Here is a 14,385-nt window from a genome sequence, read left to right on the forward strand (position 1 = left end):
TGAAATTTCGACAAACATTTATAAATATCTTATTCAAAAATGCACCTTAGGTGGTGAATAATGGCAAAGGAAAAAACAACCCTACCACCAACTGGAGCAGGACTAATGAGGTTCTTCGATGAGGACACTAAAGCTGTAAAAGTAACGCCAAAGGGAGCTCTGGCTATAGTCTTAGTCTTCATACTGATTGAGGTTTTACTCCAAATAATTGGACCTAGGATATTTGGTTAGATTATCGTCTTCTTTAACCCCCTCGCATTGAGCTCTTCATTAACTACTTTTCTCATCACTTCTTCAATGTATCCTGAAATTAGGGACGTTATGTTGTTCCTTATCTCGTCTATATCGTGCCTAATTCCTTCAAGTAATTTTATGTACTCTCTTGCCATCTCAAGTTGACCTTCCTGCTTCAATAGTTGCTCCTTCAAGTGGCCAAAGTCATCTTCAATGACCTCGAGCCTCTTAACTTTTCTCTCAAGTTCTTCTATAATTTTTTGCAACTCTTTGTTCTCCTCTTTGAGTTTCTTTATCTCTTCTTCCTTCTTTTCTAACTCTTTTACCAAAGCATTATATTCTTCGGCTATGTGGACTAACCTCTCTATTTCTCTAAGTGGTGGAACTTTTCCATCTCCCAAGATTATTACGTCTGGGCCAACGTTTACAATGTCTTCTGGCTTAATTTTGATTTTCTTTTCTGAGGAAAACATTCCTGGGTGAAATTCTCCTCTTGAGAGGTTTTCAAATACCTTCATTCTTAAAATGAAATAGTATTGGTTGTCCGACACTTCTACATTGATGTCGGTTACGAATCCTAAAATCTTTCCCTCAGGAAGAGATATCACGAACTTATTCACCAGTTGATTTGATGGAGATTCCATACCGTTCACCCTTTCTTCTTTTTCATTGGATCTACTTATACTTTATCATAGCAGTTTGTAGTATCCAGTCTCCGGCTCGTAAATTTCTCCATCCGCTAGTAGCTCTGCAATCGCATCCTCTATTGTCTCCTCGTCATACTTTTCTCCCAATTTCTTTAGTATGTATTTTCTCGATACTGCAATTTTCTTTGACCTTAATATCTCTAGAATCTCCTGCTTTACTTTCTCCAATATTTCGTTCTCTTCTTTTCCTTCTTCTGTTATCTCTTCCTCTATAAGCTCTTCAACCGGCTCTTCCATTGCCTTCTCTTCCATAATTATTCCATAGAGCTCATCAATTGTTTCCAGTAATTCCTCAGGAACTCCCTTGTTCTTAGCTATGACCTTAGACTTTGCGGTTATCCCATAGGTGTTGTATATCTCGAATGCAATCTTCGCTTTCCTCGCATGTTCAATTTTCTCCTTCAGCGTCTCATACCTGTGAAGAATCCACATATTAGGATGGACTTTTGCAACACCTTCCACTAGGATTTGCTTATCATCTCTCCACTCTGCTATCTTTCCTATAACTTGGACTAGATCTCCCTTCTTTACAAGTTTAGCGAACTTGGTATCGTCTCTAAATCCAAGCACCCATATTACTCCAGTCCCATCATCGATTTGAAACTTTCCATATGTCTCATCTTCTGCAATTAGTGGCTCCCTTATCACAGTTCCAACGATTTTAGCCCTGTATATCTTTCTGGCGTCTTTCGTTATTAGATAATTTGGCTCAAAGTCTCCTTCGCTTTTTACGAAGTATCCCTCTAAAATATCCTTAATATAAACTCTACTTGCAGGTAATCTCTTTTTCATAGTGACCACCACATCATTACTTCTCTTTCAATTTGAGGCAATATTTTCCTCTCCAATTCTCTAATTTCTTCAAGAGCCTCTAGGTCTGCCTCACTGAAGTCTTGAATAACTTCAGCGTATATGTGCATCCCCTCGTTTTTGATTATCCTCCCAATAACTCTAACGATCTGCCCAACTTTTGGTAGCTCTCCCTCACTCTCAATTATCGCCACTCCAGTACCATCATCTAGCCAGAAAAGATACTCCATCTTGTCCACCTTGATGACCTTGCCAATTATGGATACCCTCGTATCATTCTCTGTAATTTCAGCAATTTTTTTCTCTATAGCAGGTCTTCTTTTTCTCACCTGAGTAACTTCTTCCATTTCACATCACCCCCAATTCTTCCAATTCCCTCTTAATTCTCTCAATTTCTCTCTTGTAGTCAACTTCTTCCCAGGAGGAGGCCCTTAAGATTAGGCCCAAGAACCTGTCCTCAATTACATTTCCCCTCACGATTATTTCTTTCCCTATTATATTGTAGAACTCTTCCTCCGCCAATTTTCTCGCTGCCTCCTTGAGAGTCATGCCCATGCTCTCCATTTCCTTAAGCTTTTGGGCAATCTCTTCTGGCCCTACTCCCAGCAACTCTTCAGCATCGTCTCCAAAGAGGGTAATCCTAATGTATCCCGAGCCATCATCAAGCCCAAAGTCAAGAATAGTGATTTTTATTGGCTCAACCTCTCCATGTTCTGGACATATCCAAACGTCCATTCCTGGGTCATAGTCAACCTTCTTCTTACACTCTGGACATGCATCATATACCAAAACTCTGTAAACTTTGGCAATTGTTCCCCTAAGCTCTACAAATCTATCCCCAGGCTCGACCTCACTGATCTTCTTTCTCGTATAAGTTGCCACTCTAACTTCTTCAAGAGGTGGGATATCCTGAACCCTAGGATCATCTGGGTTTTTAATTATTCTAGCCCTGAAGTTAATGTGCAATTCAGGCAAACCAGATAAGCTCTCCCTAACCTGGGCGTCTAAAACCTTAATAACATCCCCTACTTCTAGCTTGCTGTAATACTCCAAAACTTTTGAATCCCAAAGAACAACCCTCGCTCTCCCAGTATCATCGTATATAACTAGACTGGCAACCCTTCCAATGCTTCCATCCTTCTTTGTGTATTCTCGCGGTGGATACTTCTTAAGTATTCTTCCAACAATGTTGACCTCGTGGGGATCCATTCCTGGATATAGGTCGCTAATCTTCATTAAAGGTTGTTCTTCTCTTTTGGTAACTTCAACTCCCAGCCTTTCTGCTAGTAAGAGAGCAGCTGCATGCTCTGAAATATTGTTTTCCCTCATTATTTGCCTTATTTGGTTCTCAATTTCTTCTAGAGTTATTCCTTCCACTTCTTCCAGGATCCTCTTGATTATTTCTTCTTTTGTAAATGCACTCATGATCATTCACCTAAATAGTAATTTCTTTGGAGAATATTTAAGCCTTTGGAAGGTCATTCCTTTTTCTTTTCACTTTCCTCTATCTTTTTCATCAAATCAGAATACTCAGCATGAATTACTTTCTTGAATGTCTCCTTTATTAACATTGGATCATTTTCTGGAAAGCCATAAAGCTCCGCAAATTTTTCAGTAGTTCCAAGAAGTCTTGTTCTCTCATAAGGCTCAGCATATATAAGACCCATCTCCAAAAGCTTCCTAATGTGCTCGTATGCTTGACTCCCCCTAAGCTTTACTATCTTGCTCTGTTCCACTGGTTGGAGGTAAGCTATCAAGGCTAAAGTTTTGAGTTCTCCTGTGCTCAGCTCTGGCTTAGGCATTAATGGAATTACCCTTTGGGAGTATTCCTGCTTTACTTGCATAACCCACTTATCCCCAGCAACCTTTACTATTTCAATTGCACTTTTCCTCTCCGCATACTCACTTGCTATCAGCTCAATCAACTTCTCCAGATAGTCTAGAGATTTTATTCCCAGTGCTTTTGAAAGCTCTTTTAAGCTCAAAGGTCTTCCTGCTACGAAGAGAGCAGCTTCAACTAAGGCTTTATCCTCTATTAGTCCCATGCTTCTCGCCCACATTATTTAGGCCATCTCATTTTATGACTATTTCCTTTCCTACATTAAGGTGTTCTGCCTTCAACTTCATCCTTAGGTAAGCATACTCATCAATGCCCGTACAGTGACCAGGATAAAGCATTTCAACGTTCAGCTCTTTTAATCCCCTAACAGCATCTTCTAAGATGGTAATTGAAGCTCCTCTCAAGTGAAATCCTCCAATGAGGGCTCTAATAGGTTTCTTGCTTATTTCAACTGCATGTTTTGCAATATTCAAAATTCCACTGTGGCCACATCCAGTTATTACAGCAATCTTATCTCCAAGATCTATGAGAAGAGCCATATCGTCCCTAACCGGATCCTTTTCGTTGTTGAGTAGATATCCAACGGCTCTATCCCAGGTTTCCCTTTTTATTTCCCCCGAGGATATTAGCCCAGGTAAAAACTCCAATGCTTTATCATTTAAATGGAAAATCGCTCCAAGGCTTTCAAGCTCTTCCTGGGAAAAAGGAATTCCAATGTCTCTTCTTTTAGGTTTTAGAGCTATCCTCTTTTCAAAGATTCTCGGATGAGCATAAACATCGAGAGTGTCCTTCCTCGCCTTCAAAAGTTCTGCAATTCCTCCAGTATGATCATAGTGGCCATGAGTTAAGAAAAGAGCATCTATTGAATTAGGATCGATCCCCAACCCCTCCATGTTGTTTAGTAGAATTTTTCCATCCGTACCAGTGTCAACTAAAACTCTATACCCGTTGTGTTCTACTAGAGCTGAAAAGCCTTTTTTCACTGTTCCTCTTAACCGAAAGCTTTAAATATTTTCGTGAATAATTGTGAGTGTATGGTAGTAAAAGAGAAACTCTACACGGTAAAGCAGGCAAGTGAGATACTCGGCGTCCACCCAAAGACAATCCAAAAATGGGACAGAGAAGGGAAAATCAAAACCGTTAGAACACCCGGCGGGAGAAGAAGAATACCAGAAAGCGAAATAAAAAGACTCCTCGGAATAAGCGAGGAAAAAGGCCTAATCATCGGCTACGCAAGGGTATCAAGCCACACACAAAAAGACTACTTAGAAAGACAAGTCAAAGCAATAGAGCAATACGCAAAAGAACGTGGGTGGCAAGTCCAAATACTCACGGACATCGGCTCAGGATTGAACGAGAACAGGAAAAACTACCGCAAACTCCTCGAACTCGTGGCAAAGAGAGAAGTCTCAAAAGTCATCATCACCCATCCCGACAGGCTTACACGCTTTGGCTTCAAAACTCTCGAATTCTTCTTCAAGGAGAACGGTGCAGAGATAATCATTATCACCGACAAAGAAAAATCCCCACGAGAAGAACTCATTGAAGACTTAACAACCATAATCTCACACTTTGCTGGGAAACTCTACGGAATGCGCTCCCACAAATACAAAAAGCTCAAAGAAGGCGTAAAAAAACTAATCGAGGAGGTCGAGAATGGGTAAAATTGTCTTAACATACAGAATGCCCCACAACTGGAACATTAATCCCTTCCTCAAGGAATACCAGAGACTCCTCCAGAGGGCAATTGACGAAATATGGGATAACACGAGTTGGAAGGAAAAGAAGGTTAAGCATAGATATTCTCTCGGAAACGAGGAATACCGGTACTACGAGACAATCCGCCTAATCCCATATTTTCCACAATCAAACGATTTTAAGCGAGGGCTGAGGAATAAACTCCTCCGAGAATGGCCTTTTGCTAAGCACTACGTTGATTCTGCAATAAAGACTGCTTACTCAATCCTCAAAAGCTGGAGGCAGAACTACCTCAAGGGGAGAAGAAAAAGAGTGAAACCAGTCGTTAAGAGGAAGTTCGTGAGGGTTAAAACAACACTAATGAAGGTTGAAGGCTCGAAAATCAGAATAACAATTAAACCGAGGGAAGAATACCTTGAACTGGACTTCTCAAGGGAGTGGTTTTATGAGAGGATTAAGGATTGGAAAGTTGGCGAGTTAATAATCAGGGAGAGGGATATCTTATTAACCTTCTCAAAGGAGGTTGAGTTCTCTGGAAGAATCAAAATCGGCATTGACAGTAACTTAACGAGCCTTGACGTTTATCACCCTGAAAAGGGCTGGATTAGAGTGGACTTGAGCGAACTGCATAGAATTTCCGAGACTTATGATAGAATTATTGATATGCTAAAAAGCATTCAGCGGAAAGCTCCAAAGAGGATTGGTTTATTGCTTGAGAAATACTGGACTAGGAGGAGGAACAGGATTGAGGATTACTTGAACAAACTCGCAGTCCAGCTTTCGAGGGAGTTCCCCGATGCGATTTTCATCTTCGAGGGTTTGAACAAGTTTAAAATGCTCCAGAATGGTTCGAGAAAGTTTAACAGGAAGCTTTCCCGTGCCACTTGGAAGAAGATTGTTGGAAAGCTTTCTTATCGTGTTCCTATCGAGTTTGTTAATCCTGCTTATACTTCCTCCACCTGCCCGATATGTGGGAGTAAGTTAGAGTCCCGAAACGGGCTGGTGGAGTGTTTTAACTGTGGGTTTAAGGCGGATAGGCAGTTTGTTGGTGCTTTTAATATTTTGATGCGGGGACTTGGGGTCGCCCTGAGCGGGGTTGAGCGTGATGATTTGCCCCCCAATGAACCCAGAGGGGAGCTGAACGCGATGAGGCCCAAGTCCGTCGTGAGGGTTGACTTGAATGGACGAAGATTTACTCACATTCACTCATAAAAACTCACGACGGACAGACCCCATGATATCCAATAAATCCTTTTCTCCATCCTGAGTGGTTTTCGAAAAGAATTAAAATTTGCGTATTCATCATTATTATTATTCCCTCTTTATGTTAGAAAAGATATTTAAAAATTAAAAGAAAAGATGATTAGTTCACCACCAGCCGTAATACCAACGAAGGGCCCTTCTGCTTGGCATTCCAGTCCATGGACAGTATCCAAGTATAGAGCCCCAACCTCTTCCCCATCCACGTCCTTTTCCCCAGCCTCTACCCCATCCAAATGGAGGATATACTGGACCATACATTGCAGGTGCTGGAGTTACCGGAGTAGGAATTTGTGGTAGTGATGGAAGTTGGCCCCCTTGGCCAGTAGTTGCTACTTTAATTGCCTCTTCAACTGGAGTCCCTGGGGTAACATAATATACTCTAATTCCAGCAGCTTGTATTGCTCCCAAAGCATTCGGTACTACCTGAGGAGCTACTATTGTGTCAACGCCCTCATTAATGAGCATTTGAACAGCTATTGGACCTGCTCCTCTACCTGCAGTGGCAGCAGGGTTCTGAATTACTTTTTCGCTAATTATGTTACCCTTTTCATCGACTTCAGCTATGTAAAATGCCGGAGCTCTAGCAAAGAGAGGTGCTACAGTATCTTCCCTACCTCCTCCATTAGTTGGGATCGCTATCTTCATGATCCTCACCTCAATATTTTGTGCATATGCACAGATATTTAAAATTTTCGGCTACCCTAATAAGCAGAACTTTTCCCAGTATAGCCTAAATTAGATAATTGGTGAGCATATGCACAAGAAAGTTTATAAATAAATTAGGTTTCCCTAATTTTGGAGGTGAGAGTGTGCAGATAGCAATCAGTGGGGGAAAAGGGTGGAACTGGAAAATCTACAGTCGCCATAAATCTTGCAGTAAGATGGGAGTAAAGCGCACACTTGCAGATCTCGATGTAGAAGCACCAAACGACCATCTCCTCTTGGGAGTAAGCTTAGCCAATGAAGAGCCCGTATATCAGTTCATGCCTCATTTTGATTATTTAAAGTGTATAAAGCGTAGAAAATGTGCAAAAGTGTGTGAGGAACACGCAATAGTTACTCTTAAGGATGGAACTCCTTTTCTAATGCCAACTCTTTGCTCTGGCTGTCGTGCATGTGAAATAGTCTGCCCAGTCCCAGGAGCAATAAGAGAATGATCTAAACTCATTGGCCACACCTACGTCACCCCTACCCCCTATGGCTTTACCCTAGTTACTGGCAAACTTAAAGAGGGAGAAGAGAGATCAATGCCCCTTGTTGTTGCCACAAAGAAAAGAGTTGAGAAATTAAGGGAAGGTCTTCTAATAGTGGATACAGCTGCTGGAACAGGTAATACTGTTTCTAAGGCCATAGAAGGCTCAAAGCTTCTCATAGCTGTTACTGAGCCCACATCTCTCGACATTCATGACTTGGAGCTCATTTTAAAGCTTGGGACTCTTATGAAAATTAGAACCTGGGTAGTCGTAAATAGGGCAGACTTAGGAGAGATTGAAAAGGTAAGAGAAATTTCAGAGAAATATAATGCTGAAATTGTTGCAAAAATCCCATACAGCGAGAATATAGTCAAAAGTTATGTCCAAGGTTACCCAATAGTTCTTACTGAGTATCCCGAAGCTGAAATATTCAATGAGCTTGCCAAGAAAGTTTTAGAGTTTGTTGGAGGTGGAGAGTAATGCAAATAGCTATTGCAATCGGTAAAGATGGTTTTGGGAAGAGTACGATAACAGCTTCCCTATTATATCTGCTAAAGGATGATTACTCATTCGTCGTTGTGGATGCAGACGCAGAGGCTCCAAACCTGGGAATCCTCCTTGGAGTGACCGAATGGGATGGGAAGAGAGCATATAGGAGCCAAAGTTGCAAGAATAAACCAAGATAGCTGTGTAAAGTGTGGAATATGTTATGAACGCTGCCCTTATGAGTCAATTTACATCGATAATGAAGTAAATTATGTTGTTAATGAGCTAACGTGTGAAGGTTGCAACGTGTGTGGACTCGTTTGTCCAGTCCCAGGAACGATAACGCTAGAGTTAGTAAGGTCAGAAGTCATTAGAGAGGCAACGACAAAGTATGGCTTTCCACTTATATCAGCCCAGGTAGATGTGGGAAGACCAGAAAGTGGGAAATTAGTTACGGAAGAAAAGGAGTGGGCAAGAAAAAATAATGAAAGAAGAAGGTCTAGACCACATGATCGTTGACTCTGCAGCAGGAATTGGGTGTCAAGTCATAGCAAGCCTTGGAGGGGCCGATGTAGCAATTCTAATTGCAGAACCTACTCCAGCATCATTGAGTGATGTTCAACGTGTCTATAAAGTGGTGCAACACTTCAAAGAACCCGCTTACCTAATAATAAACAAGGCCGACATAAACCCAGAATTTACAGCTCTGGAAGAGTGGGCTGAGAGCGAGGGCATTCCAATTTTAGGAAAGATACCCTACGACAGATCGGTGCCCGAAAGTATGATCATGCTAAAACCAGTTGTTGAGGCCTTTCCAAATTCAAAGGCTTCAAAAGCAATAGCTGAGATAGTGGAGATAATAAAACAGGAAATATTGAAATGAAAATAGAAAAATCACTCAGAGATTTCAGTTGGATAGATGGGAACTCTTCCATGCGGTATTCCGTATTTCTTTCCATACCATTCACTGAGGAAATACCAGGCTAACACTAGGAGGACAAGGCCGATTGGAAGTAGAATTACTGGTGTTCTTATTCCTGCAGCAAATAGGAGGTAGAGGACTATTCCAACACTGGCAGCTGTTACTGCATAGGGAATCTGAGTAGTTACGTGGTCTATGTGATCGCTTCCAGAGAACATTGAACTCATGATTGTTGTATCACTTATTGGTGAACAGTGGTCTCCGAATATTCCTCCCGCAAACACTGCACCTATGCTTGCAAAGAGTACAGAATTATCACCTGGGGCCAGTTCATAAGCTAGAGGAATAGCTATTGGCATGAGTATTCCGAAGGTTCCCCAGCTTGTTCCAGTTGTGAATGATATGAACATGGCAACTAAGAAGATTATCAGTGGAACTATCCCACCAGGAACGTTTGCACTCTTTGCAAGGTTTACAACATAGTCAGCTGTTCCTACAGCTTCAGTTGCGCTCTTAATGCTCCACGCCAAGACTAGAATAACGGTCGCCATTATCATTTGCTTCATACCCTGAATTATTGCACTCTCCGCCTCTTCCACAGTCATTGTCTTCGTTCCTAGTACTAGAACTAAGGCCACAAGTACCATGGCAAATGAACCCCATAGAAGGGAAGTTGCTGAATCCGCATTACCTAGAATGTCCATAGCTCCGCATGGGCCTTCACATGCACTCTTTCCAGTATAGTAGAGGCCGTAAAGTGTTACGAATACCAACGCCAATATCGGCCATATGAAGAAGTGAACACTTCCCTTCTCAGTAAGAGGGTGCCCGAGATCTGATTCAGTTGCCATTAGTGGCTTTGCTCCATCCCTTACGACCTTTCCAGTGGTTCTGGCTCTGTATTCTGCCTTAAGCATTGGACCATAGTGCCTGTGGGTGTAGGCTACAATGAAAACTAGGATTATCGCGAATATTGAATAAAATCTGTATGGAACGCTGTGTGCCCAGGCGAAGTATTCACCCATGGTAATGTTCAATTTATCTAATGCTTCCCTAATTAGTCCGAGTTCATATCCTATCCATGTTGAAACAATAGCTATTCCAGCGACTGGAGCAGCGGTTGAATCATCTATATAGGCAAGCATTTCTCTGGAAACCCTCATTTTGTCTGTTATGGGCCTCATAGTATTTCCGACAATTATCGTGTTTGTGTAGTCGTCAAAGAAAACCAAAACTCCCAGGAGCCAGCCTAACAGTGATGCATCCCTGCTAGTCCTAATTCTTCTTGTTATTGCCTCGGCAACTGCATGAACTCCACCGGATTTGTAGATCAATCCAACCCCTGCTCCAATTAGGAAGTCAAATATTAGTATCGTTGCATTCCAGCTATCAGTAACGTTCCCAACTATCCATTCGAAAGTCTTTATTGTTCCCGTCACTGGATTCCAATTGGAAGCCATAACTCCGCCTACCCATACTCCAGCAAAGAGTGCAAAGACTACCCTTTTGGTCCATATTGCAAGGACTATAGCTACGAGAGGCGGCAGGAGAGATAGAACACCAAAATCACTCATCCCTTAACACCTCCTATCTAAAAATTTTTTAGGAACTCTGAAATTATCGGATCTTCTTTGGAGTATTTGAGAATTACAATAAAAAACATTTTGGTGTTCTTTGATCCCTTTCTAGCCTTGTTGATCAGCTTATAGTCTATACTCATCAGCTATGAACTATGAAGAAATGAGTATAAAAACCTTCTTTTACTCATTTGTAAAGGGTAAAAAGTCTTTTAAATGCCACTAGGAAATCTTGAACCATGTATTGGATTGGCAAAGACAACGTTGCAGGTAAACCTGGGAGTGTTTTGTACATAATCCTCCCAACCATAGGATGCTATAGGTATCGAATAGGAAAGCCATGTTACATGTGCTCTTACCCCGCCCAATCTCCAAAAGAGACTACACAAGAGAAAATTCTCAACTATTTTAGGGAGGCAATTCAGAAGATAAAAGGGGAAGAAGGAAGATTTAGCGTGAGAATATTTACCTCTGGCTCCTTTTTTGACTCGGCCGAGGTAAGGAGAGAGACAAGGATTAAGATCTTTGAAGAGTTAGCAAAGCTCGAGAACGTTTATGAAATCGTTGTTGAAACTAGAAGTGAACTTGTTAAAGAGGAATGGGTTAGAGAATTAGCTAAGATAGTAGAGGGAAAGAGGTTTGAGGTTGCCCTAGGCCTTGAAACGGCCAATGACCATGTTGCGGATATATCCATAAACAAAGGAAACACATTTGAAGACTTCATTAAGGCCAGTGAGAAAATTAGAAATGCTGGAGCTTACGTAAAAACTTACCTCCTGTTTAAGCCGATATTTCTCTCAGAAGCTGAGGGAATTGAAGACGTAAAGGAGAGCATAGAAAAAGCCGAACCTTACACTGATACTTTCTCAATAAACCTAACTAACATTCAAAAGGGAACCGTTTACGAAATTATTTGGGAAAAGGGGGAGTATAGGCCCCCCTGGCTTTGGAGCGTGGTTGAGGTCTTGAAATGGGCGAAGAGAAAGTTTCCCGAAAAGAGGTTTTTATGTGACCCAGTAGGTGCCGGTTCCAAGAGAGGGCCACACAACTGTGGTGGAGCAAAAGACAGAAAAGTTGAGAAGGCCATAAGAGAATTCTCCATTACCCAGGACGTTAGAGTTCTTGAAAACCTCGAAAAGGAGTGTTATAAAGAGTGGAGGTATATAGTGGAGAACAATATCCTTGACTGGCAACTCTCTATAGCGAGAGTTTCTCAGTACTCAGAGTGGTGAAGAGAGGATCTTCACCAACTTCCTCTTTTAGCTCTTCAAACTTCTCTCTCAACCTAGGAAGCCTAGATTTACCCCTCATCAGCATTTGATTTCCTATTTCAATGACAAATTCTAAGTATTCGTCCGTCACAAAGACTTTTCCATCCTTTCCCAGGGGGACAGTTAAGTATTCAGTGCCGTTAATTTCCACAAGATATCTTCTTGATATTACCTTGTATGTGGTGTACTTAAATCCAGATGAAAGTCCAATTTCATGTATTTTTCTTGCGAGTTCTAAGCTTTCTGTGACCACGTGAAAAATTGGAGGTTGGCTTTTCAGAAATATTAACCCCTTTTGAGCATTTTTTAGGGCCTTCTTTGCCTCTTCAAATTTAATTGGCCTATGAACCTTTATCAACCATCTCGAGAGGGGCTTAGCTCCAAGTGAAGGCTCCTCGATTATTCCTATCCTCCCAGAACAAGAGGAGGTTGTATAAACTCCTTTTATTGAATTTATAAGCAGAAGTAATTCTACTATGTCCTCATCAACTTTATTTTCTTTTATTGCTTGAAATAAACTCAGTAATGCCTCTCTTTTTGCTTTCATGAGTTTTCCACCCTTCTTTTCCAGAATCTGACGAAAACTTTATAAATCTATTCCAAAATTTTCGATGGGAGTGGCCGGGGTGGTGTAGCCTGGTTAGCACAGGGGACTGTGGATCCCCTGGCCCGGGTTCAAATCCCGGCCCCGGCCCCAGAAACAGATTCTTCATAAAAATCTCCAAGACGGAATCCTAATTCACAAAGTAATAATGGATTCTGAATCTTATGATCTTTAACCGGTAATAGTAATTTGAGCGAAGTTATGCCAGAAGAAAGCATCGGCAAGGACCGGCCAAATTATACTCCTTTTTGAGAGATAGGAGAATTCGCATGAGTCACCTTCGACAGCTTGCACGTTATTTTTTAACCGCGGAGTCCTTTGGAAATCCTCACAAATGCTCCCTCAGTAGATGATAAACTCATTTGAAGCGGGAAGAACATATAATTCTCACCGTTGAGTTAAACGCACAAGATCCTTCACAGGTGGCAGAGAGATTAAAGTAACTGTCAAAAGAGAGAATCAGAAATTACAATAAATTTCTGATAGAATATTGAAAAACACTCTCTCAAAACCTCTAGTGGGCATCAAGCCATTTATCCAACGGAAAGATAAATAAAAAGTCCAGAACGTTGTACGTTACTATCTAGAAAGTAGATACACCATCTTCTGCCATTGAACCAGCATGAGGAATGCTACATTATTAATCCTGTCATTAAGCAAGAGCTGAGGCATGCAAAATAGGCCCGACGTTCTCTATGAACGACATTAAGAAGGTAACACAAACTATAATTACTCTAAAGTTCAATTTTTCAGCTGTGGTGTCCAGGATGGAAGAACCTAGAATAACGGTCTTCGCATATTCAGAAGATAAATTTGAAGAAAAACGGATTAAAGCAATAAAAGATGCCCTAAATTACAAAGACTACAAGGTAGTTTGGGTAAACATCGAAAGCATTGCATACCTCAAAGACCTAAAAGAAATTTTTAAGCTTCACGATGTTGTAATTAAGTTGATTCTCCGAGCAAAGACTCGATCCAGAATCTTGATTCTAAACGACTATATCTTTGTTCTACTTTACCAAGTGTATAAGATAAAGGGTGGCTTAAAAAGGGAAAAGACTGCTATCTTTCTGAAGGACAACTTCATAATAACTGTTCAAGAGCAACCTGGAGATGTTTTTAACTCAATTAGAGAGAGCATAAGACATGGTGAATTAGCTTATAGAAGAAAGGGAGCAGATCATTTATTCTTTGCACTTCTCGATGCAATAATTGAGAATTACATTTCAATTTTAGAGGATGTCAGTAAACAGATGGAGGAGATAGAGACCAAGGTTCTAAAAGGTGAAGGAAAAGAAGTACTTCAGAAGATCCACGGAATTAGGAGGAGAATATTATTCCTAAGAAGAACTATATTTCCCCTGCTGGAGATATTTAGACGGTTAAGGCTAGAAGGAAAGGAATTCTTTAGTGAAGAGACGCAGAATTATCTCGGAGAGCTTTATGAGCATGTTATGGAAATACTTGACATCATTGAAAACAACAGAGAAATGGCCAATGGCCTAATTGACATTTATTATTCAACACTTTCAATAAGAACGAACGAAATCATGAGAATCCTCACCGTTGTCTCCACGATCTTCATACCTCTAACTTTCGTAACTGGAATATATGGAATGAACTTCAACCCACAGGCTTCCCCATATAATATGCCAGAACTTAACTGGTACTACGGCTATCCCGCAGTGCTTTTAGCAATGCTGACCATAGGTATCGGAATGGTGTACTACTTTAAGAGGAAAGGGTGGCTATAAGGAAAATTTACCACTTTGGAGAGGTG

Annotated in this window: 15 protein-coding genes, 1 tRNA gene and 2 pseudogenes; 8 read left to right on the top strand and 10 right to left on the bottom strand. The window is 41.1% G+C overall.

Annotated features, from left to right (window positions below; translation table 11 throughout):
• Positions 1-60 precede the first annotated feature (60 nt).
• Positions 61-231, top strand: coding sequence for a preprotein translocase subunit Sec61beta (locus ACMFNG_RS02700; RefSeq protein ID WP_011013161.1), 171 nt, complete (start codon positions 61-63; stop codon positions 229-231).
• Here ACMFNG_RS02700 and ACMFNG_RS02705 read toward each other — a convergent pair.
• Genes ACMFNG_RS02705 through ACMFNG_RS02730 form a run of 6 tightly spaced genes read right to left on the bottom strand, consistent with a single transcriptional unit; the run spans position 228 to position 4,574 of the window.
• Positions 228-878 (bottom strand): hypothetical protein, encoded by a 651-nt coding sequence (locus ACMFNG_RS02705; RefSeq protein ID WP_014835516.1) that lies wholly within the window; start codon positions 876-878, stop codon positions 228-230. The two genes, ACMFNG_RS02700 and ACMFNG_RS02705, sit on opposite strands and share 4 nt — an antisense overlap.
• Before the next feature lie 45 nt (positions 879-923).
• The gene (locus ACMFNG_RS02710; protein ID WP_014835515.1) at positions 924-1,733 is read right to left on the bottom strand and encodes an OB-fold nucleic acid binding domain-containing protein; all 810 of its coding nucleotides are present in this window, start codon (positions 1,731-1,733) and stop codon (positions 924-926) included.
• Positions 1,730-2,098, bottom strand: coding sequence for a hypothetical protein (locus ACMFNG_RS02715; RefSeq protein ID WP_011013164.1), 369 nt, complete (start codon positions 2,096-2,098; stop codon positions 1,730-1,732). Before ACMFNG_RS02715 ends, ACMFNG_RS02710 begins: the two co-directional genes overlap by 4 nt.
• Position 2,099: 1 nt before the next feature.
• Entirely contained in the window at positions 2,100-3,176 is a 1,077-nt protein-coding gene (locus ACMFNG_RS02720; protein ID WP_011013165.1) for an OB-fold nucleic acid binding domain-containing protein, read from the bottom strand.
• 53 nt (positions 3,177-3,229) lie between these two features.
• A complete protein-coding gene (gene scpB, locus ACMFNG_RS02725) occupies positions 3,230-3,796 on the bottom strand; it encodes an SMC-Scp complex subunit ScpB (protein WP_011013166.1) in 567 nt (188 codons plus the stop codon).
• A 28-nt stretch (positions 3,797-3,824) separates the two neighbouring features.
• Positions 3,825-4,574 carry an MBL fold metallo-hydrolase gene (locus tag ACMFNG_RS02730; protein ID WP_011013167.1) on the bottom strand — a complete coding sequence of 250 codons (750 nt, stop codon included), beginning with the start codon at positions 4,572-4,574 and terminating at the stop codon, positions 3,825-3,827.
• Between the two features lie 51 nt (positions 4,575-4,625).
• On the opposite strand from ACMFNG_RS02730, the gene ACMFNG_RS02735 reads away from it, so the two are divergent.
• Both ACMFNG_RS02735 and ACMFNG_RS02740 read left to right on the top strand, forming a co-directional pair.
• Positions 4,626-5,255: an IS607-like element ISPfu4 family transposase gene (locus ACMFNG_RS02735; RefSeq protein WP_014835514.1), complete on the top strand. Its 630-nt coding sequence runs from the start codon at positions 4,626-4,628 to the stop codon at positions 5,253-5,255.
• Positions 5,248-6,501 carry an RNA-guided endonuclease InsQ/TnpB family protein gene (locus tag ACMFNG_RS02740; RefSeq protein WP_011013169.1) on the top strand — a complete coding sequence of 418 codons (1,254 nt, stop codon included), beginning with the start codon at positions 5,248-5,250 and terminating at the stop codon, positions 6,499-6,501. The genes ACMFNG_RS02735 and ACMFNG_RS02740 overlap by 8 nt, the downstream gene beginning before the upstream one ends.
• Before the next feature lie 156 nt (positions 6,502-6,657).
• Here the strand turns inward: ACMFNG_RS02740 and ACMFNG_RS02745 are convergent, their stop codons facing one another.
• Positions 6,658-7,197: a NifB/NifX family molybdenum-iron cluster-binding protein gene (locus ACMFNG_RS02745; RefSeq protein WP_011013170.1), complete on the bottom strand. Its 540-nt coding sequence runs from the start codon at positions 7,195-7,197 to the stop codon at positions 6,658-6,660.
• 164 nt (positions 7,198-7,361) lie between these two features.
• Here ACMFNG_RS02745 and ACMFNG_RS02750 point away from each other — a divergent pair.
• Positions 7,362-8,225, top strand: a pseudogene (locus tag ACMFNG_RS02750) (P-loop NTPase).
• Positions 8,225-9,114, top strand: a pseudogene (locus ACMFNG_RS02755) (4Fe-4S dicluster-binding protein). Before ACMFNG_RS02750 ends, ACMFNG_RS02755 begins: the two co-directional pseudogenes overlap by 1 nt.
• Positions 9,115-9,125: 11 nt before the next feature.
• On the opposite strand, the gene ACMFNG_RS02760 reads toward ACMFNG_RS02755, so the two are convergent.
• Positions 9,126-10,727: a Na+/H+ antiporter NhaC family protein gene (locus ACMFNG_RS02760; protein ID WP_011013177.1), complete on the bottom strand. Its 1,602-nt coding sequence runs from the start codon at positions 10,725-10,727 to the stop codon at positions 9,126-9,128.
• Between the two features lie 17 nt (positions 10,728-10,744).
• The gene (locus ACMFNG_RS02765; RefSeq protein WP_262923836.1) at positions 10,745-10,873 is read right to left on the bottom strand and encodes a hypothetical protein; all 129 of its coding nucleotides are present in this window, start codon (positions 10,871-10,873) and stop codon (positions 10,745-10,747) included.
• 96 nt (positions 10,874-10,969) lie between these two features.
• Here ACMFNG_RS02765 and ACMFNG_RS02770 point away from each other — a divergent pair, with 96 nt between their 5' ends.
• Entirely contained in the window at positions 10,970-11,962 is a 993-nt protein-coding gene (locus ACMFNG_RS02770; protein ID WP_011013178.1) for an archaeosine biosynthesis radical SAM protein RaSEA, read from the top strand.
• Here ACMFNG_RS02770 and taw3 read toward each other — a convergent pair.
• Positions 11,928-12,548 (bottom strand): tRNA(Phe) 7-((3-amino-3-carboxypropyl)-4-demethylwyosine(37)-N(4))-methyltransferase Taw3, encoded by a 621-nt coding sequence (gene taw3 / locus ACMFNG_RS02775; protein WP_014835510.1) that lies wholly within the window; start codon positions 12,546-12,548, stop codon positions 11,928-11,930. The two genes, ACMFNG_RS02770 and taw3, sit on opposite strands and share 35 nt — an antisense overlap.
• Positions 12,549-12,621: 73 nt before the next feature.
• On the opposite strand from taw3, the gene ACMFNG_RS02780 reads away from it, so the two are divergent.
• Together ACMFNG_RS02780 and corA are read left to right on the top strand one after the other, a co-directional pair.
• Positions 12,622-12,698, top strand: a tRNA-His gene (locus ACMFNG_RS02780).
• Positions 12,699-13,372: 674 nt separating this feature from the next.
• Positions 13,373-14,359 carry a magnesium/cobalt transporter CorA gene (corA, locus tag ACMFNG_RS02785; RefSeq protein ID WP_014835509.1) on the top strand — a complete coding sequence of 329 codons (987 nt, stop codon included), beginning with the start codon at positions 13,373-13,375 and terminating at the stop codon, positions 14,357-14,359.
• Positions 14,360-14,385 lie beyond the last annotated feature (26 nt).

It is taken from the genome of Pyrococcus woesei (assembly GCF_050496105.1).
In the GTDB taxonomy this organism is placed as follows: domain Archaea; phylum Methanobacteriota_B; class Thermococci; order Thermococcales; family Thermococcaceae; genus Pyrococcus; species Pyrococcus furiosus.

What these genes read in the sequence shown, in the direction of transcription:
- taw3 (WP_014835510.1), bottom strand. Translation starts at nt 12,548, where the DNA reads ATGAAAGCAAAAAGAGAGGCATTACTGAGTTTATTTCAAGCAATAAAA.
- ACMFNG_RS02735 (WP_014835514.1), top strand. Translation starts at nt 4,626, where the DNA reads ATGGTAGTAAAAGAGAAACTCTACACGGTAAAGCAGGCAAGTGAGATA.
- ACMFNG_RS02700 (WP_011013161.1), top strand. Translation starts at nt 61, where the DNA reads ATGGCAAAGGAAAAAACAACCCTACCACCAACTGGAGCAGGACTAATG.
- ACMFNG_RS02715 (WP_011013164.1), bottom strand. Translation starts at nt 2,098, where the DNA reads ATGGAAGAAGTTACTCAGGTGAGAAAAAGAAGACCTGCTATAGAGAAA.
- scpB (WP_011013166.1), bottom strand. Translation starts at nt 3,796, where the DNA reads ATGGGACTAATAGAGGATAAAGCCTTAGTTGAAGCTGCTCTCTTCGTA.
- ACMFNG_RS02745 (WP_011013170.1), bottom strand. Translation starts at nt 7,197, where the DNA reads ATGAAGATAGCGATCCCAACTAATGGAGGAGGTAGGGAAGATACTGTA.
- ACMFNG_RS02760 (WP_011013177.1), bottom strand. Translation starts at nt 10,727, where the DNA reads ATGAGTGATTTTGGTGTTCTATCTCTCCTGCCGCCTCTCGTAGCTATA.
- ACMFNG_RS02710 (WP_014835515.1), bottom strand. Translation starts at nt 1,733, where the DNA reads ATGAAAAAGAGATTACCTGCAAGTAGAGTTTATATTAAGGATATTTTA.
- ACMFNG_RS02705 (WP_014835516.1), bottom strand. Translation starts at nt 878, where the DNA reads ATGGAATCTCCATCAAATCAACTGGTGAATAAGTTCGTGATATCTCTT.
- corA (WP_014835509.1), top strand. Translation starts at nt 13,373, where the DNA reads ATGGAAGAACCTAGAATAACGGTCTTCGCATATTCAGAAGATAAATTT.
- ACMFNG_RS02765 (WP_262923836.1), bottom strand. Translation starts at nt 10,873, where the DNA reads ATGAGTATAGACTATAAGCTGATCAACAAGGCTAGAAAGGGATCAAAG.
- ACMFNG_RS02720 (WP_011013165.1), bottom strand. Translation starts at nt 3,176, where the DNA reads ATGAGTGCATTTACAAAAGAAGAAATAATCAAGAGGATCCTGGAAGAA.
- ACMFNG_RS02740 (WP_011013169.1), top strand. Translation starts at nt 5,248, where the DNA reads ATGGGTAAAATTGTCTTAACATACAGAATGCCCCACAACTGGAACATT.
- ACMFNG_RS02770 (WP_011013178.1), top strand. Translation starts at nt 10,970, where the DNA reads ATGTATTGGATTGGCAAAGACAACGTTGCAGGTAAACCTGGGAGTGTT.